Below are 26,419 nucleotides of genomic sequence, written 5' to 3'. Positions count from 1 at the left end.
AATTGAAGTGGACAATTTCGATGTTTAAATAGACAATTTAGAGGCTAATTTTATTTAAAGCTTTACAATTTGATCGAAATAGTCATCATTGCTCTTTAATTTTATTTGATTTTTTGGAACGATTTTGGCTTGGTCCCAATATGTTCCTCAAAAACCTTGGCAAAGTGACTTAAATTAGAAAACCCCATCTTAAAGCCAACCTCTGACACAGTCATTTTATTTTCTTTTAGTAATCGTGCTGCTTCTTTCATTCGGAATTTTTGGTAATAACTAAACAAACTGTCCCCAAAAATTTGTTTAAATAGTCTTTTAAACTTTGATTCGCTCATTCCTACTTCTGAAGCCAGTTGCTTTATAACGGGAGGCGCAGCAATGTTATTCAAAATTGTATCTCGCACTTTATAAATTTTTTGAACATCTATTTGATTTAGTGCATGTGTAGTTGGATTTTCTCTTTTAAAAAGTTCTTTTAAAGTCAGACAGATTAATTCCTCGGCTTTAATTTTAAAAAAGAAATCATTGAGGGAAGCTGGAATATCAGCCTGAATAATTTCCATAGCCACCTGCTCAATTTTTGGCGAAAGCAGCTCTTCAAATAAGATCGACTGTTCGCTGGTAATAATATTTCTGAAAATTTCATTGTCAATATTCACTCCTAGAGTTTTGGCTAATTTATCGGAATCGATTCCAATAAAAATAGAATTGAATTTAGTTCTACCCGGATAGAATGTTTCAATATTAAGTTTTCCCTTAAAAATCTGAATTGAAGGGAGATTTCCTGAATATTTGTTTTTTGAATCGGCATCTGGAAAAATATTATTAAAAGAAAATAGTATTCTATTCAGTGTATTTTGACCTCCTAGTCTTTTCGCAAGCACATTGTCATTAAACTCATAAAAACTTACAAGCATATTTATGGAATTGTCTAATCTAAATCCTCTTAGATAGCCTTTCCCTTTATTGTCGGGTATCACTAATATTCCATTTTTTACCTCTGTACCTAATAAATCCGCAAAACCCGCTAAAAAACCGAATTCCTCCTTTAAATGTAATTTCATTAGAATGACCTTTTAGAGCTATTATTGTGCCAAATATAGCTATTTTAATCCTTATTGACTAGATAACTTTGCCTAAAAATTAATTTAAATAATTCAAAATGACTACTATTAAAACTAAAGCCATCAGCAATGTAAATGTGTTTGATGGCAAAAATGTAATTGGTATAAAAACAGTTGTCTTTAGTGACGGCGTAATTACTTCCATTCTAAATGAATTACCAAAAGACATAAGTGAGGTTATTGACGGATCAGGCTGTACTCTGCTGCCTGGTTTAATAGATGCCCATGTGCATACCTCCGTAGAATTCTTAAAAGATGCATTAAAATTCGGTATCACTACCGAATTAGAAATGATGGGAGGATTTACCAGTAAAGGACGTGAAACCCAATTAAAAGGAGTTACAGGTGCTGCCGATGTGCGTTCTGCCGGTATGGGTCTAACAGCTCCCGGCGGTCATCCAGACGAGCTTATTCCTAAAGGTGATGGTATTCCGGAATTCGTGTTAAAAGAAATGGAGAAAATGAGTGAAGAAGAAAAGGCCATTTTTTTAGCTGCTCACCAAGCTCAAAAGGAAGAAGAAGAAATAGGTGCCGATGTTACCTCAATTAGCGGAGCAATAGATTTTGTTCATCGTCAGGTAAATAATGGTGCAGATTATTTTAAAATAATGATTGAGGAAGGAACTGTAATGAATGCACCGGGTTTACCTGTCATTGAAACTCCGGTATTAAAAGCAGCAGTTGATGAAGCTCATAAATTAGATAAGATTGCAATAGCCCACGTTTTAACGGCAGAAGCGGCCAAAACAGCGGTCGAAATTGGTGTCGACGGCTTGGCACATCTATTTATTGACAGACCAGATTGGACCAAAGGACTCATTGAAGCTATTGCGGCCAAGGGAATTTTCGTAACACCTTGTCTGGTATTAAATTCATCGATTATAGGTAATTCTGCCTGTCATGTTGCGCATGATGAAAGAGTTGAGAAAAAATTAAATGAAGACTGGAAAATGACCATGTGTTCTTGTTTCAATACTTTTCCCGAAGGCAATATGAAAGATAACTTTGACAACGTGAGGGATTTACGCGACGCAGGAGTAGATATACTTGTTGGAACAGATGTATCTGTACCGATGCCCCATTTGGGCGGACTTGCACATGGTGTGAGTGTTCATCATGAAATGCAGCTGTTAGTAGAAGCGGGATTAAGCCCAATTGAGGCATTAAGAGCAGCCACATCAGTACCATCTAAAAGATTTAATTTATTAGACAGAGGATCAATTGCTGAGGGATTGAGAGCAGATTTGCTTTTAGTTAAAGGTGATCCTACTATTAATATTTCTGATTCTCTATCTATAGTGGGAATATGGAAGGAAGGTGAGTCTTATCACAGCTAAATCGGTAGGATTTTATAATCCATAATAATCATAACTCCACTTTTGTCCACTTCATTTCTCACTTTGTCCATTTGGGGTATAGTATCATTTCAATGCCAGTAAAGCCTTGGTACTTTTGACAAGAATATTAACAAAAACAACAAATTAATTAAAACGATTAAACATGAAAACTTTAAATTTTGCATCAACTACAGTTTTTGCCCTTAGCCTTTTAGCATTGATTGTTACCAATACTGTTTCTGCCCAGCAATCAGGAATAAAACGTACTGATTTGCAGCGTTACGATCTTAGTGTACCGGGATACGAAACGGTTCAGGCACGCATCGATTTTGATGCTCATACTGCTTTTGGAAAGCATTCTCACCCTGGAGAGGAAGTTATTTATGTTCTTGATGGCGTATTGGAATATGAAGTCGAAGGTCAGTCTCCTGTTACTTTAAAGGCCGGAGAAGTACTTTTTATCCCTGCTGGCGTAGTTCACTCTGCAAGAAATAACAGTCATGCAAAAGCTTCGGAACTGGCAACATATATAGTGGAAAAAGGAAAACCTGTCTTGGTAATGAAAAAGTAAACTATACTGAAAATCTATTTATAAGATAAATTAGTGATTCATTCCTGCTTAAAAAAGATTGAATCATATGGAAACTCTAAATGAATTGAAGTTCTGATTAAACAAGATTATAAATAAAATTTATATATACTAAAAATTATTAATTTTTTTTATAATCGTAGAATTATCAATTTTGTCCTGTCAATAAGAAATGACAGATATAAATAAAAATTTTAAATAAATTAAAACCTAAAAGAAATGAAAACCAATTTAAAAACAATCGTAACAACAAGCTTCGCTATTTTTTTATTAGCTGTATCAACAGTATTTGCTCAAAGTCAAAGAAAACCGGCAAGTTTAGGAAGGGAAGAATATATTGAAGTAGAGAAAAATGTAAAACTGCATGTAACGGATTTAGGAGAAGGAAAACCAGTAGTACTGATTCACGGATGGCCATTAAGTGATGCGATGTATGAATACCAATATGCAGAACTTATCCAGAAAGGATATCGCGTTATCGGAATTACTTTAAGAGGTTTTGGATTATCAGACAAACCGGGGGGGGCGTACAACTATGATGTTTATGCAGATGATATCAAAGTAATCCTAGACAAACTTAAAATTGAAGGAGCAACAATCGGCGGATTCTCTATGGGAGGCGCAACAGTGATTCATTATGTAGCCAAATACAATGCAGCCCACGTTTCAAAACTGGCTTTGTTTGGCGCAGCGGCTCCCTTATGGACAAAAAGAGCAGATTTTAACTACGGTTTCTGGACAAAAGAAGATGTAAACGGTCTTATTGCCCTTAATAATACTAACAGACCACAATTGTTTGAGAATTTCGGAAAAATATTCCCAGCCAATGAAACAAGCGTATCTGCAGGACAAGGTGCATGGTTAGGAACTATTCAGGCACAGGCATCTCCATATGCAATGGGAGAATCTATGAAAGCACTTCGTGATACAGATTTAAGAGAAGATTTGAAAAAAATAAAAATACCAACTCTTATACTTCACGGAACACAGGACAAAATTTGTTCTTACGAATTAGCTGAACAAATGCACAAATCAATTGCCAATTCAACTTTGGTTCCATTCGAGAAAAGCGGTCATGCCTTGTTTATCGAAGAGCTTCCAAAATTTAATGCCGAATTGATCAAATTCATAAAATAATAAGATAAATAAAAACAAAAATAAGGAAAGTCGTCTTTTAAAGATGACTTTCTTTTTTAGATAATTATAAGAAGGAAATAATGAAAAATATAGTAATACTTGCATTAGTACTATTGAGTTTTAATTTGTCAGCACAAACTCCAGAGCAAAAGTTAAGTCAATTAGGAATTCAATTGCCGCAAATACCAGAATCATTAGGAAGTTATGTGGATATGGTAAAAGTTGGAAACATGGTTTTCCTGTCGGGAAGAGGACCGCTTAAAGCAGACGGGAAATACATTACTGGAAAAGTAGGGAGCAGTCTCACCACCGAAGAAGGTTATCAGGCCGCCAGGCTGACAGCCATAAATCAGCTGGCGGTACTTAAACGTGCTTTTGGAAGTCTGAACAAAATAAAACGCATAGTAAAAGTAAATGGTTATGTAAATACCGCCGAGTCGTTTACTGACCAATCAAAAGTAATGAATGGTTTTTCTGATTTATTAATTGAAGTGTTTGGCGAGAAGGGCAGGCATGCGCGTACTTCTGTGGGTGTATATACACTTCCGCAAAACATGGTAATTGAAGCCGAAATGATTGTTGAAATGGAATAACTGTACAGTATTGTTTTATCATATTTGCCATCGAAGCTTTTTTCTTAAATCGTATTGGATAATTTATTTAAGGCAAAAACAGACAGTCTTAGCTTTTTGCCAAACAGTGTTATGAATTCACTTTAATAATGTGTCATAAAAATATAGATTAGTTATATGGCATTTTTTCATAGAGGTGATTCATAGTTAGGCTAAAATTCAAAAGAATAAATTATTATAATTTCGTGTATGAAATATACTTTTTAGTATATTTGCTGTCTAATTAATTTCAAAATGATGACTAAGGCCGAAAAAACAAAACAATTCATATTAGAAACCGCGGTTCCTCTTTATAATGAAAAGGGCATTTCGGGAGTTAACATTGATGATGTTCTTGAGGCGACCAAGCTTACCAAAGGATGTTTATATGGTCATTTTGAAAATAAAGAAGATTTGTCGGACCAAGTAATTGACTTATCTCTTAAGATGGTTTCTGATAGAATAAGAGCTGCTGTTTACGGCTCAAAGACAATGAAGGGCAAAATACATGCCTTTTTAGATTTTTATAAAAACCCTATTGATACCTATATTTCAGGCGGATGCCCGATATTTAATACTGCAGTAGAGGCAGATGATAATTATCCCTTTATAAGAGAAAAAGTGGCTAAAGTATTTAAAAAAGGTCAACAGGAATTAACCGCTCTGCTTCAAGAAGGAATTAATAACGGAGAATTTTCTGCTAAACTAGATCCCGTTGTTTTTGCTTTTAAATTGGTAGCTTCTGTTGAAGGGGGAATAGTAATGTGCAGAGTTATGCAGACTGCAAAACCAATGCAGGGTTTGGTAAAAAGTCTAAAGTCTGAATTAGAACAATACGTCATCTAATTTTTTTTAGTATGAAATAAACTAAAAAGTATAATTTAAAATAGACTTTTTAGTTTGTTTTCAACAAAACAATCTGTTGATCAGAGAACCAAAAGCATAAAATTAATTTAAATAATTATGAAATAAAAAAACAGCAAATACAATATTTATAAGCGGCGGAAGTGACCGAATAAGATTCGCAATTGCAAACAAAAAACTAAACCCAAAGCAGTTAGTAAAAGCTCTTATTTCTGAAATCAAAAAGAGCAATTTACTATTAGAGTTGGTAATTCTAAATTATTATTGTTAGCAGGTTTTTTCCAAAACTGGCTTTCAATCTGGTAAATTCTAAAAAAACTACGCTGCCTTAAGCAGTAATTAAACTTTAAAACATCTAAAATGAAAGCATTTGTAATTAATAAATACAGTAAAAAGCAAAGTCTGCAGCGTGTAGAACTTTCTTTACCAGATGTAAAAGAAAATGATATATTGGTCGAAATCCATGCGGCAGGTGTCAATCTTTTAGACTCTAAAATAAAAACAGGAGAATTTAAACTCATTCTACCCTATAAACTGCCGCTCATTTTAGGTCATGATGTGGCAGGAATAGTTGTAAAAACAGGAAAGAATGTAAAAAAGTTTAAAACTGGGGACCAGATCTATGCGAGAGTCTCAGATTACCGAATAGGTACATTTGCCCAGTTTATTGCCATTGACGAAAAAGATGCCGCCCTGAAACCTACAAATCTTTCGATGGAAGAAGCTGCATCTATTCCGCTGGTAGGGCTTACATCTTGGCAGGTTTTGGTTGAAAGAGCTGGAGTAAAATCAGGTCAAAAAGTGTTTATACAGGCAGGATCTGGTGGAGTTGGAACTTTTGCTATTCAGCTGGCCAAACATTTGGGTGCTGTAGTTGCTACTACGGCAGGTGCTCAAAGTACCGGCTTATTAAAAAACCTTGGAGCTGATATTGTTATTGATTACAAAAACAGTGATTTCGAAAAAATCTTGAGTGATTATGATGCAGTCTTAAATAGTCAGGATCAGAAAACACTCGAAAAATCGCTGCGAATATTAAAACCAGGTGGCAAACTAATTTCTATTTCCGGACCGCCGACACCTGTTTTTGCAAAAGAAATCAAAGCTCCTTGGTTTGTAAAAATTGTCCTGTCATTACTAAGTTCTAGTATCCGTAAAAAAGCAAAACATAAAAACGTAGACTATTCTTTTTTGTTTATGAAAGCAGATGGGGAGCAGTTAAGTGAAATTACCAAACTTATCGAGTCTGGCGTAATCAAACCTATTGTTGATAAAATTTTTCCTTTCGAAAAAACAAACGATGCGTTGTCTTATGTAGAAAGCGGAAGGGCTAAAGGAAAAGTTGTCATTAAAATAAAATAACATTTTTACCCGAAAGCAAAGGTTTTTATGCATTCATATTTGTGATGTAAAAACTTTTTCTAAGATTTTAATCGGCACTTTTCAGTTTCAAATTAGCATTTATTTCACCTGATAGTTATGAATATTTTTCTTTTTCATTATTCATTGTGGCCCTAGCAGGTAATTTATAAACGATAATCAAATATTGTTTAAATTGGAAAATACTGTTTAACTGATTTGCAGTATAAAAAATGCTTTTTTGAATCGAAAGTGCCAGATTAATAATTATAAAGATTAGAACCTAAAAATCCGGAAGAACTTGATTGGTTAGTACGTGAAACTAATTTGGGAGTTGCAATCAATATAATTCCTAACTATATGCGAACAGGCGCTCCTTTTCTAAATGACATTCTCTAATTATACTTGTAAGTATCCTACACTTACAGGGATGTCCCTCCTTAATTGCACTTTTTGTCATTAATACTTTTAAATCTTATAGAGTAAAATATAAGCATGATTATTATTTTACATCAGATATATTATTCGCTCATTTGTGTACATGAAATAAAAGTTTAATTTTACTTTTTTAATTATTAGATTTTCTTACCGCTTGTTATAGTAAAAATATTCCTTCCTAATTTTTTTCACAAGCAGCTGGCTCAATAAAGTATTGTAAGAACTTATTTTTTTATTTACATAAACCCATAATTTCGATGTATAAATTTTTAAAATATACTTTGATACTTTTTATAGTGTCATTAGGTCTAATCTCCTGTAAACAAAAACTGAGTGATAAAATAAAAGTTGGATTTTCTCAGGCCATGACTACTGATGACTGGCGTAAGCAGATGAACAGCTCAATGAAAATTGAAGCCTCATTGCGGCCTGAAGTCGATCTGACTATAAAAGATGCCAATAACAGCATAGAGAAGCAAATAGAAGATATTGAAGGATTCATATCTAATAAAGCAGATGTCATTATTGTATCCCCAATCCAGTCTAAACCTTTGACGGCAGTTGTAGAAAAATCAATAAAAGCCGGAATTCCTGTTCTTATTGTAGACCGGAAAATTGAAGGAGAAAACTATACTGCTTATCTTGGAGCTGATAATATTGAAATTGGCAGAATTGCAGCGCGATATATTATTTCGCACGGTAAAGGTTCAGGTAAGATTATAGAAATAACAGGAGCAAACGGTTCTTCACCAGCGTATGAGCGTAGTTTAGGGTTTGATCAGATTATCAAAGAAAATAAACGTTTCAAAATTGAAAAAATCATATTTGGTGATTGGGAAAAAGAGTCAGTTAAAGCGCCCCTAAAAGCGATTCTTTTGCAAAATCCTGATATCGAATATATTTTTGCCCATAATGACCGTATGGCTTTAAGTGCCTGGGAAACTGCCAAAACTGCCGGACTGGAAAAGAAAATTAAATTTATTGGTGTTGACGGACTCAACACAGTGAATGGGGGAATAGAATTGGTTAAAAACGGAGTTTTAGACGGAACAGTGCTGTATCCGACAGGAGGAAATGAAGCATTGAAACTGGCTTTAAAAATGTATTATAAAGAAGCAGTTGCAAAAAATAACATACTCAATACAATCGTAATAGATAAGAATAATGCTGAAATTATCGAAAATCAAATGGATAAAGTCGATCAGCAGCAGACAGTTATTGAGTCTCAGCAGGGAGCAATAAAAGTTCAGGAAAGAGAATATGCTTCGCAGAACAATCTGGTTCGATTATTGAGTTTTTTCTTAGTGATTATTTTGAGTCTGACTATCTACAGCATTTATTCAACTATTTCTATTTCAAAGAAGAAAAAACAGCTTGAAAAAATTAATCAGACTGTTATTGACCAGAATAATGAAATTCAGGAAATGGCTCAGCTTGCGGCTAAAAGCAATGAAGCAAAACTCAATTTCTTCACAGGACTTTCACATGAATTTAAAACTCCTATAACTTTGATTATGAGTTATGTAGAGTCGCTGATTGAAAATGAAAAAATTAAGGGAACTGCCCTTATCGATGAAGTAAAACTAATTCATAAAAACTCAAACAGATTATTGCGTTTGATCAATCAGTTATTGGATTTCAGGAAAATTGAAGAGCAAAAATTTACCCTTAGGGCTTCCAGTACAAAAATTTACGATTTCACAAATGAAGTCATGGCTAATTTTAAAGGCGAAGCTGCCAGAAGAAATATTGATTTTCAATTAAGCTGTAAAAACAAAAATCTGGAACTCTTTATTGATCGCGGTTTAATGGACAAAGTATATTTCAATTTGCTGTCAAATGCTTTTAAATTTACGCCCGATAATGGTAAAATTAGTATTTCAATTGTCGAAAATCAGGATAATACAGTACAGATCCATTTTAAAGATTCCGGAATTGGAATCCCTGATGATGAACTTTCAAATGTTTTTGATCCATTTTTCAGGGCTTCAAATAATAATAAAAACAGTTCAGGCATTGGATTGCATTTGTCAAAAGAGTTTGTGCTTTTGCATCAAGGAATTATCGAACTGAAATCCAAGCAGGGTAGTGAATTTGTCATTACATTATTAAAAGGAAGCAGTCATTTACAGCCTGGTGAAATTATTCAAAAAGCCGAGAACCTAACCAGTATTCCAAACTTAATTACTGATAATTTAAATATAGAACCCGATTTAAAAGAATCAAACACCATTTCTGATGCTGAGAAACACACTCTACTAATCATAGAAGACAATGTAGATTTGGTTAACTTTTTAAAAGCAAAACTGTCCAATGAATATGTAGTGTATAATTCTGATGGAAGCGATGCGATTCAAAAAGCATTAGAAATTATTCCGGATATTATAATCTGTGATATTAATTTAGTAGATAAAGATGGTTACGAGATTAGTAAAGAATTGAAGAAAGATCTTCGTTCTTCTCATATTCCAATTATTATTTTAACTGCGCAGAGTAATAAAGAATCTGTTTTGAAAGGATTGCAAAGCGGAGTAGACCAGTATCTTACGAAGCCTTTCAGCCTTTCTATTTTGAAACAATCTATATCAAGCTTGCTTTTTAATAGAGAGAAACTTCGTTATTATTATACTAATAATATTTATCGTGTTGAGCCTGAATCGAAATTTGGCAATCAGGAACAATCCTTTATTACCAAAATGAATGATATTATTAAAAAGAATGTCGAAAATCCTAAATTCTCTGTTGAAGATTTAGCCGATAAACTTGGAGTTTCCAGAGTTCAGCTGTATCGAAAAGTAAAAGCAATTATCGGAATTAATATCAGCGACCATATTAATAATGTAAAATTAGAGAAGGCGGCAGAGCTTTTAAAGTTAAATAATATGAATATTTCTGAAATTGCTTACTCGCTGGGATTCTCTTCTCCCAATTATTTTTCTACAGCTTTTAAGAATAAATTTGGAATTTCACCAAAGGAATACAAATCCTCAAATTAATATTGGTTTAAAATTGATACAAATCAGGTATCATTTTTAAACCTAATGTAACAAAATCGAAACTACACGGTTTTCGTAAATAAGTTTTAAATTATGTAAAGCCTTGCAAATAAAGCTTTTAGTGTAAAAATATCAAACTGTCAATAATTATAGAATAAAATTGTAACATCATTAAAAATAAGTTGTTTTTATTGCGGATATCTTAGCAACAAGTTTTTAATACATCTACAATGAACAAGATATTGATTTGGTCTGTTACTGCTGCACTGGCAGGTTTTCTATTCGGTTTTGATACCGTAGTTATTTCTGGAGCTGATAAACAACTACAGCTTCTCTGGCATTCATCTGATGCTTTTCATGGATCTGTTGTTATGGCAATGGCACTGTGGGGAACAGTCGTAGGTGCTATTTTTGGAGGAATCCCAACCAATAAAATAGGACGTAAAAAAACCCTGTTTTGGATCGGAATTTTATATTTCATTTCTGCCGTTGGTGCTGCTTTTGCCAATGATCCTTATGTTTTTGCTGCTTTTAGGTTTATTGGAGGTTTGGGTGTTGGCGCTTCAACCATTGCTGCTCCGGCGTACGTTTCAGAAATTGCTCCAGCTGAAAAACGAGGCAGATTGGTTGCTTTGTATCAGTTTAATATTGTTCTGGGTATTTTAATCGCGTTTATATCTAATTATTTTTTAAAAGACATTGGAGAAAATGCTTGGCGCTGGATGGTTGGGGTTCAGGCTATTCCGTCTGTTGTTTATATTCTTTTTATCATAACAATTCCAGAAAGTCCAAGATGGCTCCTGTCCAGAAACCGTGATGAAGAAGCGCGTAAAGTACTCCTTAAAATCGATCCCTCGGCCTCTCTTTCTTCCATTATGGATGATTCCAGAGAAAATGGAGTGACGAAACATGAAAATATATTCATGAAGAAATACCGTTTCCCTTTAATCCTAGCTTTTTTAATTGCTTTTTTCAATCAGTTTTCAGGAATCAATGCTTTTTTATATTATGCACCCAGAATTTTTGAAGAAGCAGGTTTAGGACAGAACACGGCTTTATTAAGCAGTATCGGCATTGGGATCACCAATCTTATATTTACTTTAATTGGAGTAGCATTAATTGACAGATTAGGAAGGAAGTTGTTAATGTATATTGGTTCTATTGGATATATCATTTCTTTAGGATTAGTTTCTGCTTCATTTTATTACAATTGGGGAGGATTATCAGTACCCATTTTTCTTTTCCTGTTTATCGCTTCACACGCCATCGGTCAGGGAGCCGTTATCTGGGTTTTCATCTCAGAAATTTTTCCAAATCATATCCGTGCATCGGGACAGGCATTTGGAAGTTCAGTGCATTGGGTTCTGGCAGCGATTATTCCGTCTTTAATTCCAATGTTGTTTTCAGAAATAGGACCAGATGCCGTATTCTTAATTTTTACACTAATGATGGTATTACAGCTCCTGTTCGTAATTTTTATGATGCCGGAAACTAAAGGAATCTCTTTAGAAGTATTAAGCGAAAATCTAACCAAAAAAAATATTAAAAAAAATGAAATCAAAGAAACATCTGCCGCTGGCATTCTATAGTGCGATACTCCTTTCAGCAGGGGGATTTATACCGTACTCGGCTGTTGCACAAACAACTGCTGTTTCAGTATCAGCCTCGGCTGAGGAACAAATGTACCGCCCTAATTTTCATTTTACACCCAAAAAAGGCTGGATGAATGATCCTAACGGAATGTTCTATGCAGATGGGAAATATCATTTATTCTACCAGCATTTTCCTGATGGAAATAAATGGGGACCAATGCATTGGGGGCATGCAGTCAGTAAAGATCTGATTCAATGGGAAGAATTGCCTATCGCAATTTACCCGGATAAGGATAAGTATATTTTCTCAGGAAGTGCTGTTGTAGATATAAATAATACATCAGGTTTAGGTATCGGAAATACGGCGCCAATTGTAGCGGTTTATACGCTGCATGATATGACAAAGGAAAAAGAAAATAAAATTGATGTTGAGCAGCAGGATATTGCGTTCTCAAATGACAATGGTTTTACATGGCAGAAATTTGAGGAAGGAAATCCTGTCGTGAAAAACCCGGGAATTCGTGATTTTCGTGACCCAAAAGTGACTTGGGATGAAACCCATAAACAATGGATAATGGTTTTAGCAGCGCAGGACCGTTCCCAATTTTATAAATCCAAAGACTTAAAAAGCTGGCAATATTTATCTGATTTCGGGAAAAATATTGGGGCACATGGAGGTGTTTGGGAATGTCCAGATTTTTTTGAAATAAAAGTGCAGGGTACAAATGAAACCAAATGGGTTTTAATTCAGAGCTTAAATCCAGGAGGTGCAAATGGAGGTTCTGGAACGCAATATTTTATTGGAGATTTTGATGGAACTGCTTTTACATTAGACCCAAATTTTGCCAAAAGAATAGAACAGGAAAAAGCCGTCTGGATAGATTACGGAAAAGATAATTATGCCGGTGTAACCTGGAATAATATTCCAAACTCGGACGGGCGAAGATTATTTATCGGCTGGATGTCCAATTGGGATTATGCCCAAGATGTACCGACAAATGTCTGGAGAAGCAGCACTACGATCGCTAGAGAAATTCAGCTAATAAAAAAAGGAAATGAGTTCAGTCTGGTTAGCATTCCTGTAAAAGAAATCAATCAATATATTTCTAAAACAATCAAAGGCAAAAGCTTAAAAGGTAAAGGTAATCTTTCTATTCCAGAAGCTGCAAAAGTTGATTTAACTAAGGCAATTATTGATTTTAAGCTAAAAAACATAAAACAGGATACCTACACTTTTATGCTTTCAAATGATAAAGGCGAGTCTTTGACATTCGGAATCAATAATGCAGCTCATTATTTATTTGTGGACCGTTCAAAGTCTGGAAAAAATGATTTCTCAGAAAAATTTGCTGCAACGATTACCAAAGCATCTTTAGGCGGCAGTCAAAGAGAGGGTGCTTTTAAAATTATTCTGGATAAAACATCTATTGAAATATTTTACAATAATGGCGAAAAAGTTATAACCGAAATCTTTTTCCCGCAGCAGCCATTTACATCTCTTTCGGTGTCTTCAAAACAGACAATAGAATTAAACAACCTCGTAATTAACCAATTAAATAAAAACTAACTAAAAACCACTAACCTCATGAAAAGTAAAATTATTTATTTTCTATTTTTCTTCTTTCCCATGCTGATGATGACAGCTCAGGAAAACGGAGTAAAGGGAACGGTAATTTCGGCAGATGACGGAATGCCGCTTCCAGGAGCAACCGTAATTATTTCGGGTACAAATACCAGTACAGCAACAGATTTTGATGGAAATTTTTCCTTTCAAAATGTTGCTTCAGATGCCGTACTTGTAATTTCGTTTATCGGATATGCGCCGCAATCTATTTCTGTTAACGGGCAGAAAACGATCAATGTAACGCTGAAAGTTGATAACAATCAATTGAATGAAGTTGTAGTAACCGGTTATTCCAAACAAAAGAAAACGGATATTACAGGAGCAGTCGCAGTTGTGAACATGAAAGAAGTCATGAAACAGCCAGAGCCAAACCCGATCAAAGCTTTGCAGGGAAGAGTTGCCGGAGTAAAAGTGTCTTCAGATGGTTCGCCAAGCGGAGGAAATACAAAAGTAGTGATCCGCGGTGTCGGGACGCTGAACAATACAGATCCGCTCTACGTAATTGACGGAATGCCGACAAAATCTGGAATGCATGAATTAAATCCTAACGATATTGAAACCATTCAGGTGCTGAAAGATGCTTCTTCAGCCAGTATTTATGGCTCCCGAGCTTCAAATGGTGTGATTATCATTACAACCAAAAAAGGAAAAGAAGGTAAAATGAGAATCAATTTCAGCACATATGCTTCCTTTTCTGATTATTCAAGAAAGTTAGATGTTCTCAATGCGAACCAATTTGGTCAGGCACTTTGGCAGGCCAATATAAACGATGGTTTAAATCCAAATAATAATAACCTTCGTTATCAGTTTGACTGGTCGGTAAATAATAATAAACCGCAATTGAATAAAGTTCTGGTTCCAGAATATTTAGATGCCGAGCAAACCATAAAAGCTTCAAATACTGACTGGTACGATGCGATTTCTCAAACTGGAGTTGCCAATTCTTATGATTTGTCTGTTTCGAATGCTTCAGATAAAGGGAGCTACGTTTTTTCATTAGGATATTACGGGAACGAAGGCGTGGTTAAAACAACAGATTTTGAAAGAATCTCTGCCCGCATGAATGGGTCGTATAAATATTTTGACGGAAAGCTGGTTATTGGCGAGAATTTCAGTTTAAACAGAACTAATGAAGTGACAGATCCTGGTGTTCTAGACCCCGCACTTAGAGCTTTACCAATTATTCCGGTGCACACTGTAGACGGAATTGGCTGGGGAGGACCAGTCGGAGGGATGAATGACAGACAGAATCCAGTTCGTCTTTTAGAATACAATAAAGATAATAAATACGATTATCTGCGTCTTTTTGGTAACGCTTACGCGGATTTAGAAATCATTAAAAACCTGCACATCAAGACCAGTTTCGGAATGGATTACGGCTTTTACAAAAAACGTACACTGCAGAGAAGCTACAAATCTGGTTATCTGCAAAACGATCAGACTTCTGTTACCATCGATCAGTCTATCAGTGACAAATGGACATGGACAAATACTGCAATTTATAGCCTGAATTTTGGAAAAAGCAATCTGAATCTGATGGCAGGAACAGAGATGTACAAAGATACTTATGATACAAATACGCTGCGTAAGAACGACTTTTTGATTGAAACTCCAGATTATATGTATCCCGATGCAGGAACAGGAGAATCTTTTACCAGCGGAACTTCTACTGTATATTCTTTACTTTCTTATTTCGGAAAAGCAGATTATGAGTTTGATAATCGATATCTGGTTTCGGCTACAATTCGTCGTGATGGTTCTTCCCGTTTTGGAAAAAACAATCAGTTTGGAACTTTTCCAGCAGTTTCAGCAGGATGGAGAATCAGCAACGAAAATTTTATAAAAAACAATGCTTCTGTTTTTTCAGATTTAAAATTAAGAGCAGGCTGGGGACAGACTGGTAATCAGGAAATCAGCAATACAGCGGTTTATTCGCTTTATCTGGCAAGTTATGCGGGTGGAAGTCCAACATGGGCAACTTCTTTTGGAACAGCTTACGATATTGCAGGAAACGGAAACGGATTACTTCCGTCTGGTTTTATTGCGACTCAGTCTGGAAATGATGATTTGAAATGGGAGACAACTACACAAACGAACATTGGTTTGGACTTTGGTTTATTCAAACAAAAATTAAGCGGATCTGTAGATTATTATATCAAAAAAACAGATGATATTCTAGTATTGCCACCTTATTTAGGAGTTATTGGAGAAGGCGGAAACCGTTGGGTTAATGGAGCTTCTATGGAAAATAGAGGTTGGGAGTTTTCTTTAGGCTATCACGATGAAACTTCATTTGGACTGAAATATGATATTTCCGGAAATATTTCGTCAAACAAAAATAAAATTACACAATTGCCAGATGAAGTAAAAAATAACTACGGCGGCGACGGACTGGATGATAATATTTTAGGGCGACCAATCAATTCGATGTACGGATATGTTACTGACGGATTGTTTACAAGTCAGGATCAGGTGGATAATTCGGCAATTCAGGAAGGGAAGGGTCTTGGAAGAATCCGTTACAGAGATTTAAATGGAGACGGGGCAATTACAGATAAAGACCGCACGTGGATTGGAAATCCAAATCCTGGACTGCTATACGGCATTAATTTAAACTTGTCTTATAAAAACTTTGATTTTACAACCTTTTGGGAAGGAGCAAGCGATGTAGATGTTATCAATAATACCAAATATCAGACTGATTTCTGGAGTGTTGATGATGTGGGATCAAACAAAGGAACCCGCCTGCTTAATGCATGGTCTTTAGACAATCCAAATTCTACAATCCCAGCATTGACAACTGTTGACAGAAATGCAGAGTCGAGATTTTCAACTTATTATGTAGAAAATGGAAATTATCTTAAACTTAGAGTTTTGCAGTTTGGATATAGTTTTCCTAAAGAATTACTGAAGAAACTAAATATGGAGAGTTTTAGACTTTACATAAGCGGACAGAATTTATTGATTATTGATGCCAAAAGCTTCACAGGAGTTGATCCGGAAAATGCAGGTTTTGGATATCCTCAGCCGACAACCTTTACTGCCGGTCTTAATTTTACTTTATAATAAAAGATTGAAAAAATGAAAAAAATACTATATATAGCAGGATTTGCAGTGATGGGTTTTTTGGCTTCCTGTTCCGATTTTTTAGAAAATGATCCGCGTGGGGTGTTGTCAGAAGAAGATATTGTTACACCTCAGTCCGTTGAAGGATTTATGAATGCAGCTTATGCACAGTTAGGAAACGATCATTATGATTCTCCGTATAGTCTGTGGCCATTCGGAAATGTCCGCTCAGATGATGCTTACAAAGGAGGAAGCGGTACAAATGATATTCAGGATTTTCACTTTTTTGAAGTATCCAATAATATCAGACCTGATTTTGGAGAGTTGGATTCTTTCTGGTATATCAGCTATGTAGGAGTTTCAAGAGCCAATAAAGCCTTAAAAGCATTAGAGCAGCTCTCAGAAGCGGATTATCCACTGAAAAAAACACGAATGGCTGAAATGCGTTTTTTAAGAGGACATTTTTATTTTATGCTGAAAATTATGTTTAGAGATGTTCCTTACATAACAGAAGATATTCCAGTAGAAGATTATAAAACAATTTCAAACAAAGCGCTTTCAAACGAAGAACTTTGGAATAAAATTGCAGAAGATTTTCAAGCTGCTGCAGATAATCTACCCGAGACACAGCCACAGGTAGGTCGCGCCACTAAAAAAGCGGCTTATGCTTATCTGGCAAAAACAAGATTGTATCAGGCCTATACGCAGGATGAAACATTTAAAGTTACAGGCATAAATCAGCAGCATCTGCAGGAAGTAATTGCGGCAACAGATAACGTAATTGGAAAAGCTTCTTTAGAACCTGATTTTGCAAACAACTTTCTTCCCGGAACTTACGAGAACGGACCAGAATCTATTTTCTCAATCCAGTTTTCTGATAATGACGGAACACTTTATGGAAGGCTGAATTTTTCAGATGTGCTTTCTACTCCCCAAGGTTTAGGATGCTGCGATTTTCATAAGCCAAGCCAGAATCTAGTGAATGCCTTTAAAACAGGCGTAAATGGTCTGCCGGAATTTGATACTTATAATGATCAGGATTTTGATTATAAAAACATAGATGCTAATACAGTTGATCCGAGATTATATCATACCGTTGCAATGCCAGGTCTGCCTTATAAATATGATCCTGAATTTCTATATGTTGAAGCCTGGGTTAGATCTCCAGGAACGTATGGTTATTTTGCTTCTCTAAAGGAAAATGTTGCACCAAGCTGCAGCTGTGTGGTAAATATTGATCCGTTTTATGGAAATTCAAAAAACAGAATCCAGATTCGCTATGCTGATGTGGTTCTGATGCGTGCCGAAGCTTTGATTGAATTAGGAAGACAATCTGAAGCTTTGCCTTTAATTAATGAAATAAGAGAAAGAGCTGCACAGAGTACAGGAAGACTGCCTTACGTAAACAATTTTAAAATCAATACATATGTGGACGGAAGCAATTGCAACTGGACACAGGATTTTGCCCGTAAAGCTTTGCGCTGGGAACGTCGTTTAGAATTGGCTATGGAAGGAAGCCGATTCTTCGATCTTGTTCGCTGGGGAATTACAGATCAGGTTATGAATGACTTTTATGCAAAAGAAAAAACAAAACGTACCTATTATCAGGATGCTTTTTTTGATGCACACAAAGAAGAATACTGCCCAATTCCGTTGAAGCAAATTAATTTCAGTCAGGGATTGTATAAACAGAATCCAGGTTATTAATCCTTAAAGAATCAGCAAAATGAAAAAAGCTTTAAATAAATATTGGACTAAAATGTCTATAGTTTTGGCAATGATTTTTATGGTTACTGCCTGCGAAAACAGTTTTGAAACTGGCGGATTTGATGTGAATTCGCCTTCAAATGTACTTTCATTTAAATTAAACGGAGTTTCAGGAAGCATTAATCAGACAACAGGGAAAATTACTGTTGTAATGCCTTACGGATCAGATATAACAGCCATAAAACCAGAAGTTGTTTTTGAAGAAGGAGCAACGTCAAATCTGGAATTAAATTCAGCTATTAATTTTACAAATCCAGTAAAATTCAGAGTGGTTAACGGTAATTTATACAAAGATTACACAGTAACAACAACCGTTTTAAGTCCAATTAAAAGTTTCACGATCAATGGTGCAGCAGCAATTGTAAACGACATCAGCAGAACAATTAATTTGACCTTACCTGAAAATACTGACTTAACAGCGCTTAAACCAGTGATCGAAGTTACAACAGGCGTTACAATTTCACCAGTTTCAGGAGCAACAGTTGATTTTACAAATGCAGTCATTTTTGTAATAACATCAAATGGCAAAAGCGTTAATTATACTGCAAATGTCGGAGTTCCAGTTACAGGATTAACAGTTGCATTTTTAGGAACTGCAGCTACAAGGTCAGGAATCACAAACATGGATGAAGTTACAACTTCAAACTGGTTATTTGATAATTTCCCGGGAGCTAAATATATTTCCTTTGAAAGTCTTCAGAACGGCGCAGATTTAAGTGATGTCGATGTGATTTGGTGGCATTTTGATTCGGCTGCAAATTTACCTTCTATTGCTTATAATCCTGCCGTTACCACTGCACTTAAAAATTTCAGGGCAAATGGCGGAAACCTGCTTTTGACTTCTTTCGCTTCACAATACGTTGATGCTTTAGGAATTGTTCCATCAGGAAAAGGACCAAATAATGTTTTTGGTGATTTTCCTCCAAATGGATTTGTAGACGGAAATTCATGGGGAATGTCATTTGTTGGTCATGAAGCCCATCCAATATTTCAGGGTTTAACCACTTTTGAAGCTGGAAAAGCTAATTTACTGCAAAGCGGCACTTTCAGATTAAATCATACCGCATGGTGGTTTTTACCGGAATGGGGCGGATACAATAATGGAGAAGGTTGGAGAAACCAAACAGGAGGAACCAATCTGGCAAGTGAAGCTTGGGATAATGAACTGAACGGAAGGGTTACCATTGCAGAATTTCCAAATACAAGTACAAATAAAAATGTAATTGTTATTTCAATGGGGGCTTACGACTGGTACAATGAAACCAACAGCAGCGGCGTGCCAAGCCAGTCTAATGAGTTTATTGCAAACATCAGATTGCTGACACAAAACAGTATCAATTATCTAGCGGGAAAATAAATCACTTGAATTTAATACAATGAAATACAGAAATATAATTACAATTGCTCTCGCTTTCTTTTGGCTTGCTTCGTGCAGTCAGGATGAAACTTATATTGGAGGTTCGATTTCAGGAGGCAATTCTGAAATAACAAGTGTTTTTCCTGTTCCGCCAGCGCAATGGATGGGCGCAGACGATCCGTACTATAGCGCGGGTTATACTGGAGATGTAATGCCTTTTTTTGATAACGGAAAATTTCATATCTACTTCCTGCATGACGCACAAAATAAACCAGCTGGAAAAGGATTTCATGATATTCATGAATATCAGAGCATAGATCTAGCACATTTTACTTATGAAGGCCAAACCATTCCGTATGGTTCAAACCTTGAACCTGATTTTGCGATTGGCAGTGGGTCAGTTATCAAAGCGGGCAGTCTTTATTATTTCTATTATACTGGACATAACGAAACTCCAGCTTTTGTTCAATCCAATGCAAGAGAAAGCGTATTATGCGCAATTAGCAGCGACTTGAAAAACTGGAAAAAAGTTCCGTCCTTTAAAATAACTGCACCGACAGGATATTATAACTATGATTTTAGAGATCCTCATGTATTTTACAATGATGAACTGAAAAAATATTCAATGCTGGTAAGCACACAGACAGAACCGGGAAGGAAAGCCGTTCTGCTACATTTTACAAGTGCTGATCCTGCATCAGGAAAATGGGATGTTGAAGCTCCACTTTATACTACAACTTCAGAGGATAATTATCTAATGATGGAATGTGCGGATATTTTCAAGATGGGAAGTAACTGGTATTTAATGTTTTCTGAGAATTGGAGCGGAAGTAAAGGTACACATTACAGAATTGCATCATCTATCAATGGTCCCTGGACAAAACCTGAGAATGACAGAATTGACGGAGAATATTTCTATGCAGGAAAAACGGCTTCTGACGGAAATAAAAGATATGTTTTTGGATGGAATGCCAGAAAAACACCTGAAAATGATTTAGGAAATAAAGATTGGGCGGGGAATATGGTTATTCATGAATTGATTCAGAATTCAGATGGAACTTTAGGGACTCAATCTCCGAAGTCAGTAAAGGATTTATTTTCTAAAAAGAACGCTACTGCTGAAGTAGATGCCATTTCAGCAAATGCAACAGCCAATAATGGAACCTATTCTTTATCGGGAGAAACAGAAAAAGCAACGGTAACTTTTAAAAGTATTGGAAAGAAGGTCAAAATAAAAGCAGAAGTTACTTTAACGAAATCTTCAGGAACAGCTGGATTTGTTTTTCATACCAATGATACAGGAAGTTACTATAAAATTGTTTTTGATATTGCTAATGGAAAAATAAGCGGTTATAATTCGGCTTCGCAGGAAGTTACTCGTTTGCCTTTTGCCTTTCAGACAAATGTAAAATATGATGTTGAAATAATTGCCGAGGGAAGTGTTGTTATGCTCTATATTAATGGAAAAGCAGCGCTCACCAACCGCATTTACGGAAGAGACAAAAACAAATGGGGATTAATCGCTGAAGGACAGACAAGCACAATCTCAAATCTTCAGATAACTCAGCCAGAATAGAAATTAATAATAAAATATTTTAGAATGAATAACGGAAAAAACCTTAAAGCGGTGGCGTACGGAGAGGTACTTTGGGATGTTTTTGCCAATGAGAAAAAGATTGGAGGGGCACCGCTTAATGTCGCCCTGCGCATGAAAACTTTTGGCTGCCAGGTGGCTATGATTAGCTGTGTAGGAAACGATCAAGATGGCAGAGTGATTAAGGAAGAGATAAAGAGTCTGGGACTTAAAATCGATACAATAGTTACCTCAGAAGATTTTCCAACTGGTCTGGTAAATGTCACTTTAAACGAACGAGGTTCGGCAAGTTATGAAATCAGCTACCCGTCAGCATGGGATAAAATTGTATTGAATGAGCAGGCTGAAAAAATAGTGAAGCAAGCAGATGTACTTATTTATGGCAGCTTAGTCTGTCGAGATGCTGTTTCAAGAAAAACTTTAAAAGAACTGTTGAATTCAGTGGCTTACAAGGTCTTTGATGTCAATTTAAGAAAACCGCATTATTCCTATGAAATTTTGCAGGAATTAATGAACTCAGCTGATTTTATTAAGTTCAATGATGAGGAATTGCTAGAGATAGCAACAGCTATTGAATCTCCTTTTACAAGTCTGGAAGACAATATGCATTTTATTGCAGAGAAAACAAAAGTAAGGGCTATGTGTGTCACTAAGGGAAAACACGGAGCCTTATTAATGTGGGAAGGAGAGCTTTATCAAAATGGAGGATATCCTATTAAGGTATCTGATACAGTTGGAGCAGGGGATTCCTTTTTAGCGGCTTTAATCACATCACTGCTTACCGATAAAGCACCTCAGAATGCCATTGATTTTGCCTGTGCGGTAGGAGCTCTAGTAGCCGAAGCTCCAGGAGCAAATCCAGAAATTTCACCTTCAAGAATTGAAAATCTGCTGGGAAAAGTTAAAATTTGATTTTAAGCTTAAGCGAAGTATTAATATTTATCTACGAAAGTAAGCCTGATGCCTTTTGGCATCAGGCTTTTGTTTTTCAAACCAGAAAAATCTAAAGGATTACAAAAGGACAATAGTCTCTGTTTTTTGATTAAAAAATTAAAAGTAAAAAAATAAACAAAAAATAGACAGACAAGTTTGTCTGTTTTGTTTTTTTGTTTTAAATTTGTCCTGTCTAATTATTACTAGATGTATAATCGAAATAAAGGACTAAGAAAGTATTAACAATTTAATTTATTAAAAAATGGAACAGAAACATCCACTACCACCGTTTACATTTGAATCAGCACTACAGAAAATTCAATTTGCTGAAGATGCATGGAATTCCCAAGACCCTGAAAAAATTTCTAAAGCATACACTATTGACAGCGAGTGGAGAAATAGAGATAAATTCGTAAACGGCAGGGAAGAAATTGTCAAGTTTCTTGCCGATAAATGGAAAAAAGAGCAAAATTATAAACTGAAGAAGGAGTACTGGTCGCATACCGATAACCGCATTGCTGTAAGGTTTGAATATGAGTATATGGATGAAAAAGGTGATTGGTTTAGGGCGTATGGTAATGAAAATTGGGAATTTGATGAGAATGGGTTGATGGCCAAGAGATATGCCAGTATCAATGATTTGCCAATCACAGAAGAACAACGAAAGTTTTAATAGCGGAAAAATGTATTAGAAACAGGATTAGCAAAATTTTACTGCAGCTAGTTCTGTTTTTTTTATAAATCAAAGTCCAAAAGACATTTTTTAGCTAGATTTGATTTAGGAAAGTCAGCTATTAAATATTATTTAATAGACAGACAGGTTTGTATGTTTTTTTTTTTTAGTTGTATATTTGTTCCAAAATAAATCAGCTCATGATATCTCCAAAAGAAAGAATTATGGATGTAACCTTTGGCCTCTTTGCTAACCAGGGTTACAATTCGACCGGTATTAATCAGATTATTTCTGAAGCAAAAGTTGCCAAGGCTAGCTTTTACCAACATTTTAAGTCCAAAGAAGATCTATGCGTAGCATTCTTAAACGCAAGACATACATATTGGTTCAATGAACTCAATAATTTTATAACCGACAAAAAAGATACTAAATCAAAGATTTTGTCATCGTTTGATTATTTAATTTACATGAACTCTAAGGAAAATTTCAGAGGGTGTAGCTTCTTAAATATTTTATCTGAAATCCCTAGTGATAATCGTAAAATACTGAACGTAATTCAGGATCATAAGAAAGATCTAAGGAAATTTTTTTCAAATTTTATTAAGGATGAAGTTTTATCGGATCATATATATATGCTTTTTGAGAGCTCTCTAATAGAGAGTCAGATGTTCAAGTCTAATGAAATGATAGAGAAATCTAAAATCATTATCAGCGGTCTAATTTAAAATTGCCCTCAATTAGTTTTTTCTTAAACAGATACTTCTTGTTTTAAAAAATTTACACTTAGTTGCCGGGGCTTGCCAATCACTGGCTGACAGGAAAACAACAAAACCTATTGATGTTTTCTAAGAAACTAGTTTTGAAACTTGTCGTATTTCTCATTTGCTTTCAAAAAATAATTTGTCAGTCGCCTACAGAAATTGTGGCAATACGAATAAATAATAACCGCTCAAAACTCTTTGTATTAAAAGTACTAGAGTTCTTAGATTAATTTTATCCGTTTTCTTTAGTAATTTTAAGATCGGTGAAATGGGCCAATGTTCCAGGACCAACCCAAAGGCCAATACTTCCCCGCAGATTTTTACCCTGTTTCAGATCGCTGACAATGAGTGTTGGCTGTGAAGCTCCGTTGACGTAAAGTTTTGCGGTTTCGTCCTTTATCTCAATCTTTATTTTGATCCACTCTTCAGGCTGCATGTCAGCATAAGCTTCATATTTTTCAGGAGTTTCTTTCCTTAGTTTTTCCCATGGATATCCAGGAACTGAGATATATTGTGTGGAGTGGTTTCTACGAACCTGATCATTTGCCCGGCCGTTTGTAGGACGCAAATAAAATACTTCCATTTTAGAGGCATCATTACTCACGCGAAAAGCAATACCAACAAATCCGCGTGCGGTTTCTCCAGCACTGGCAAGCGTTTGTCCAGAAATAGACGCTTCAATTGTTCCGTTGTGAAAATCAATATCCTTCAGGATCGCAAGTGTTTTTTCATCATTGGATAGTCCCTGAACCTGTAATGCTTTTTTACCTTTGTAATCAACCTGCTCTACAGTAACCTGTGAGCAAATTACCTTATAAGGACTAAGTGTAATATTTTGAGCTTTGGTCTGTGCATGGACCAGAAGACCCAATGCAAACGTAAACAGCAAGTTTTTTATCATCTTATATATTCGTTTTACTCTTATTCTTTGCAATATAATAAAAATGATGTAAACAGATAGTCAAATGGAGCTAGGCCGATACTATAATCGAATTTCTCGTTATTAAATTGTAAAAATGAAATGCAAGAAACATTTATTTTTTACTTAATGTAAAAGATACCGTCTTAACTTTTGTGGCAAAAAAGGTTTCCATTTCAAAAACTAGATTATTTCCGTTTTGTTTTAAGTTACAAATTGGGATAAAAATGTAAAAGGATTTGTTTTGGAGTTTCTATAACTTGTCTGCGAATTGGGTCAAACCATTCGACTTCTTTCGTTACCTCTGCACAGCATTCATTTTTTGAATTGAAAAAAGAGCTTTTAATCCTGATTTTGTCATCGATATAAAAATGTTTGAGCTCAACAAAAAAATGCTGGGTAAACATTAAATCTTTATAACAAATCAGTTCATGATTTCCTTCGTGCAGATCGAGATTCAGAGTGTTCAGTTTCTCTTTTGAAAAACCATTATAAAATAAAAAGTGATACAATAATCGGACTGAGTATGAAATGTATGCGGCACTTTCCATAACCATAAAATCATTCACATCTTCTCCAGTAACTACGTAGTTTTTGCAGATCATCTAATTTTGATTGAGGTTAAAAAAAAGAGGCCAGCTTATATAAAAACTGACCCCAGAACATTAGTCATGTTTAATGAGGTTCTAAATCAATAATTCGATCCAGATCTTTGAAGAGTGGTTTCTTTGCTAAAAAGCACCTTTTAAAAGATTACTTAACTAATAAAAAATTGTAATTGATTTTTATTTTATCAGCAACTTTCTTTCTAACAAGACTTGGTATTTCAATATCAAAATCTTCTGGTTTTACTTCAAAAGAACCAATTGCATTAACTCCGTTCGCAGCTTTAGAAATTTTTATGATTACTGTTAAAGGTTTTGTTTTGCCGTGAATGGTAAGATCGCCTTTTAAGGTAAAATTTTTAGGAGTATTGGTAATCTTAGAAATATCAAAATCTTCTATTTTGCCTTTTAAAGTTGCTTTCGAGAATTTTTCAGATTCCATGTAATTTTCATTAAAATGCTCTTCCATTAATGCAACTTTGAATCGGAATCCTTTTATTAAAACCAAAGAAGCAAAATCACCAGTTGACTGATCGAGAACTGCAGATACAGATTTGTTTTCGGCTGCAACTTCCTCATAAGAAGGCATCGAAGCCTGAAATTTTAAATTTCCTGTTTTTGTAATTAATTTTTGTGCAGAAGCATTTGTACCTACAGTAATAATTAACAGCAAAAAGAAGAAATTTAGCAATGATTTTTTCATAATGATTAATTTTCTTTTAATCCGTCCGTATTCCATTTTACGATTAAGTCAATATTAGCCTGCGACATTCTTCCGCCTTGAGGCATAAGCCCCTGCTGGCCGTTTTGCAGTTGAATTCGGTTTAATAAACCAGAATTTTCAACAGCCGCTTTAACTTCTGCAAAAGTAGTTAGAGGTCTAAACGCTGCAGATCTTCCGCTTGAATGACAGCTGATACAGTTGGCATCAATAATAGATTTTACATTTTTACTATAAGTAATTGAAGTTGTTGGATTCGTCGGCGTTGTTGGTGTTTCGATATCCTGAACTGTATCTGAGTCACTACAGCTTGCCAATGCAGCTAATAAAATTGTAAGTAAGATTGTTTTTTTCATGA

General features: G+C 35.2%; 21 protein-coding genes. 16 read left to right on the top strand and 5 right to left on the bottom strand.

Features of this window, described 5'->3' with window-relative positions:
- Positions 1-101 precede the first annotated feature (101 nt).
- Positions 102-1,058, bottom strand: coding sequence for an AraC family transcriptional regulator (locus EDB96_RS13925; RefSeq protein ID WP_134141423.1), 957 nt, complete (start codon positions 1,056-1,058; stop codon positions 102-104).
- A 98-nt stretch (positions 1,059-1,156) separates the two neighbouring features.
- On the opposite strand from EDB96_RS13925, the gene EDB96_RS13920 reads away from it, so the two are divergent.
- From EDB96_RS13920 to EDB96_RS13845, 16 genes are all read left to right on the top strand, one after another.
- A complete protein-coding gene (locus EDB96_RS13920) occupies positions 1,157-2,455 on the top strand; it encodes an amidohydrolase family protein (protein WP_134141422.1) in 1,299 nt (432 codons plus the stop codon).
- Positions 2,456-2,618: 163 nt separating this feature from the next.
- Positions 2,619-3,026, top strand: coding sequence for a cupin domain-containing protein (locus EDB96_RS13915; RefSeq protein WP_134141420.1), 408 nt, complete (start codon positions 2,619-2,621; stop codon positions 3,024-3,026).
- Between the two features lie 237 nt (positions 3,027-3,263).
- Entirely contained in the window at positions 3,264-4,181 is a 918-nt protein-coding gene (locus tag EDB96_RS13910; RefSeq protein WP_057118121.1) for an alpha/beta fold hydrolase, read from the top strand.
- Positions 4,182-4,306: 125 nt separating this feature from the next.
- On the top strand, positions 4,307-4,774 hold the full coding sequence (locus tag EDB96_RS13905) for a RidA family protein (protein ID WP_243839346.1): 468 nt from the start codon (positions 4,307-4,309) through the stop codon (positions 4,772-4,774).
- 273 nt (positions 4,775-5,047) lie between these two features.
- A complete protein-coding gene (locus EDB96_RS13900) occupies positions 5,048-5,638 on the top strand; it encodes a TetR/AcrR family transcriptional regulator (protein ID WP_057118118.1) in 591 nt (196 codons plus the stop codon).
- A gap of 378 nt (positions 5,639-6,016) precedes the next feature.
- A complete protein-coding gene (locus tag EDB96_RS13895) occupies positions 6,017-7,018 on the top strand; it encodes an NADP-dependent oxidoreductase (protein ID WP_134141417.1) in 1,002 nt (333 codons plus the stop codon).
- A gap of 692 nt (positions 7,019-7,710) precedes the next feature.
- A complete protein-coding gene (locus EDB96_RS13890) occupies positions 7,711-10,449 on the top strand; it encodes a substrate-binding domain-containing protein (protein WP_134141414.1) in 2,739 nt (912 codons plus the stop codon).
- Positions 10,450-10,679: 230 nt separating this feature from the next.
- Positions 10,680-12,038, top strand: a complete 1,359-nt coding sequence (locus tag EDB96_RS13885) for a sugar porter family MFS transporter (protein WP_057118115.1) — start codon at positions 10,680-10,682, stop codon at positions 12,036-12,038.
- Positions 12,001-13,608: a glycoside hydrolase family 32 protein gene (locus EDB96_RS13880; protein ID WP_134141412.1), complete on the top strand. Its 1,608-nt coding sequence runs from the start codon at positions 12,001-12,003 to the stop codon at positions 13,606-13,608. Before EDB96_RS13885 ends, EDB96_RS13880 begins: the two co-directional genes overlap by 38 nt.
- An 18-nt stretch (positions 13,609-13,626) precedes the next feature.
- Positions 13,627-16,731 (top strand): SusC/RagA family TonB-linked outer membrane protein, encoded by a 3,105-nt coding sequence (locus tag EDB96_RS13875; protein WP_057118113.1) that lies wholly within the window; start codon positions 13,627-13,629, stop codon positions 16,729-16,731.
- Positions 16,732-16,746: 15 nt separating this feature from the next.
- Entirely contained in the window at positions 16,747-18,438 is a 1,692-nt protein-coding gene (locus EDB96_RS13870; protein ID WP_057118112.1) for a RagB/SusD family nutrient uptake outer membrane protein, read from the top strand.
- A 19-nt stretch (positions 18,439-18,457) separates the two neighbouring features.
- Entirely contained in the window at positions 18,458-19,855 is a 1,398-nt protein-coding gene (locus EDB96_RS13865) for a DUF4960 domain-containing protein (protein ID WP_134141410.1), read from the top strand.
- Between the two features lie 19 nt (positions 19,856-19,874).
- On the top strand, positions 19,875-21,431 hold the full coding sequence (locus EDB96_RS13860) for a glycoside hydrolase family 32 protein (RefSeq protein ID WP_134141408.1): 1,557 nt from the start codon (positions 19,875-19,877) through the stop codon (positions 21,429-21,431).
- A gap of 24 nt (positions 21,432-21,455) precedes the next feature.
- Positions 21,456-22,361: a carbohydrate kinase family protein gene (locus EDB96_RS13855; protein WP_134141406.1), complete on the top strand. Its 906-nt coding sequence runs from the start codon at positions 21,456-21,458 to the stop codon at positions 22,359-22,361.
- Positions 22,362-22,644: 283 nt separating this feature from the next.
- The gene (locus tag EDB96_RS13850) at positions 22,645-23,055 is read left to right on the top strand and encodes a nuclear transport factor 2 family protein (protein ID WP_057118108.1); all 411 of its coding nucleotides are present in this window, start codon (positions 22,645-22,647) and stop codon (positions 23,053-23,055) included.
- A 200-nt stretch (positions 23,056-23,255) separates the two neighbouring features.
- On the top strand, positions 23,256-23,780 hold the full coding sequence (locus EDB96_RS13845; RefSeq protein ID WP_057118107.1) for a TetR/AcrR family transcriptional regulator: 525 nt from the start codon (positions 23,256-23,258) through the stop codon (positions 23,778-23,780).
- 268 nt (positions 23,781-24,048) lie between these two features.
- Here the strand turns inward: EDB96_RS13845 and EDB96_RS13840 are convergent, their stop codons facing one another.
- The 4 genes from EDB96_RS13840 to EDB96_RS13825 all read right to left on the bottom strand — a co-directional run bounded on the left by EDB96_RS13840 (position 24,049) and on the right by EDB96_RS13825 (position 26,417).
- Positions 24,049-24,687 (bottom strand): hypothetical protein, encoded by a 639-nt coding sequence (locus EDB96_RS13840; RefSeq protein WP_128414985.1) that lies wholly within the window; start codon positions 24,685-24,687, stop codon positions 24,049-24,051.
- Positions 24,688-24,944: 257 nt separating this feature from the next.
- A complete protein-coding gene (locus EDB96_RS13835) occupies positions 24,945-25,340 on the bottom strand; it encodes a hypothetical protein (protein WP_134141405.1) in 396 nt (131 codons plus the stop codon).
- A gap of 148 nt (positions 25,341-25,488) precedes the next feature.
- The gene (locus EDB96_RS13830; protein ID WP_243839345.1) at positions 25,489-26,043 is read right to left on the bottom strand and encodes a YceI family protein; all 555 of its coding nucleotides are present in this window, start codon (positions 26,041-26,043) and stop codon (positions 25,489-25,491) included.
- A 5-nt stretch (positions 26,044-26,048) separates the two neighbouring features.
- The gene (locus EDB96_RS13825; protein ID WP_057118105.1) at positions 26,049-26,417 is read right to left on the bottom strand and encodes a c-type cytochrome; all 369 of its coding nucleotides are present in this window, start codon (positions 26,415-26,417) and stop codon (positions 26,049-26,051) included.
- Between the last annotated feature and the right edge of the window lie 2 nt (positions 26,418-26,419).

Origin of the sequence: Flavobacterium sp. S87F.05.LMB.W.Kidney.N (assembly GCF_004366435.1) — a bacterium.
GTDB lineage: Bacteria > Bacteroidota > Bacteroidia > Flavobacteriales > Flavobacteriaceae > Flavobacterium.
This window is presented reverse-complemented; position numbering and strand designations above follow the sequence as displayed.

What these genes read in the sequence shown, in the direction of transcription:
- EDB96_RS13925 (WP_134141423.1), bottom strand. Translation starts at nt 1,058, where the DNA reads ATGAAATTACATTTAAAGGAGGAATTCGGTTTTTTAGCGGGTTTTGCG.
- EDB96_RS13920 (WP_134141422.1), top strand. Translation starts at nt 1,157, where the DNA reads ATGACTACTATTAAAACTAAAGCCATCAGCAATGTAAATGTGTTTGAT.
- EDB96_RS13915 (WP_134141420.1), top strand. Translation starts at nt 2,619, where the DNA reads ATGAAAACTTTAAATTTTGCATCAACTACAGTTTTTGCCCTTAGCCTT.
- EDB96_RS13910 (WP_057118121.1), top strand. Translation starts at nt 3,264, where the DNA reads ATGAAAACCAATTTAAAAACAATCGTAACAACAAGCTTCGCTATTTTT.
- EDB96_RS13900 (WP_057118118.1), top strand. Translation starts at nt 5,048, where the DNA reads ATGATGACTAAGGCCGAAAAAACAAAACAATTCATATTAGAAACCGCG.
- EDB96_RS13895 (WP_134141417.1), top strand. Translation starts at nt 6,017, where the DNA reads ATGAAAGCATTTGTAATTAATAAATACAGTAAAAAGCAAAGTCTGCAG.
- EDB96_RS13890 (WP_134141414.1), top strand. Translation starts at nt 7,711, where the DNA reads ATGTATAAATTTTTAAAATATACTTTGATACTTTTTATAGTGTCATTA.
- EDB96_RS13885 (WP_057118115.1), top strand. Translation starts at nt 10,680, where the DNA reads ATGAACAAGATATTGATTTGGTCTGTTACTGCTGCACTGGCAGGTTTT.
- EDB96_RS13880 (WP_134141412.1), top strand. Translation starts at nt 12,001, where the DNA reads ATGAAATCAAAGAAACATCTGCCGCTGGCATTCTATAGTGCGATACTC.
- EDB96_RS13875 (WP_057118113.1), top strand. Translation starts at nt 13,627, where the DNA reads ATGAAAAGTAAAATTATTTATTTTCTATTTTTCTTCTTTCCCATGCTG.
- EDB96_RS13870 (WP_057118112.1), top strand. Translation starts at nt 16,747, where the DNA reads ATGAAAAAAATACTATATATAGCAGGATTTGCAGTGATGGGTTTTTTG.
- EDB96_RS13865 (WP_134141410.1), top strand. Translation starts at nt 18,458, where the DNA reads ATGAAAAAAGCTTTAAATAAATATTGGACTAAAATGTCTATAGTTTTG.
- EDB96_RS13860 (WP_134141408.1), top strand. Translation starts at nt 19,875, where the DNA reads ATGAAATACAGAAATATAATTACAATTGCTCTCGCTTTCTTTTGGCTT.
- EDB96_RS13855 (WP_134141406.1), top strand. Translation starts at nt 21,456, where the DNA reads ATGAATAACGGAAAAAACCTTAAAGCGGTGGCGTACGGAGAGGTACTT.
- EDB96_RS13850 (WP_057118108.1), top strand. Translation starts at nt 22,645, where the DNA reads ATGGAACAGAAACATCCACTACCACCGTTTACATTTGAATCAGCACTA.
- EDB96_RS13845 (WP_057118107.1), top strand. Translation starts at nt 23,256, where the DNA reads ATGATATCTCCAAAAGAAAGAATTATGGATGTAACCTTTGGCCTCTTT.
- EDB96_RS13835 (WP_134141405.1), bottom strand. Translation starts at nt 25,340, where the DNA reads ATGATCTGCAAAAACTACGTAGTTACTGGAGAAGATGTGAATGATTTT.
- EDB96_RS13830 (WP_243839345.1), bottom strand. Translation starts at nt 26,043, where the DNA reads ATGAAAAAATCATTGCTAAATTTCTTCTTTTTGCTGTTAATTATTACT.
- EDB96_RS13825 (WP_057118105.1), bottom strand. Translation starts at nt 26,417, where the DNA reads ATGAAAAAAACAATCTTACTTACAATTTTATTAGCTGCATTGGCAAGC.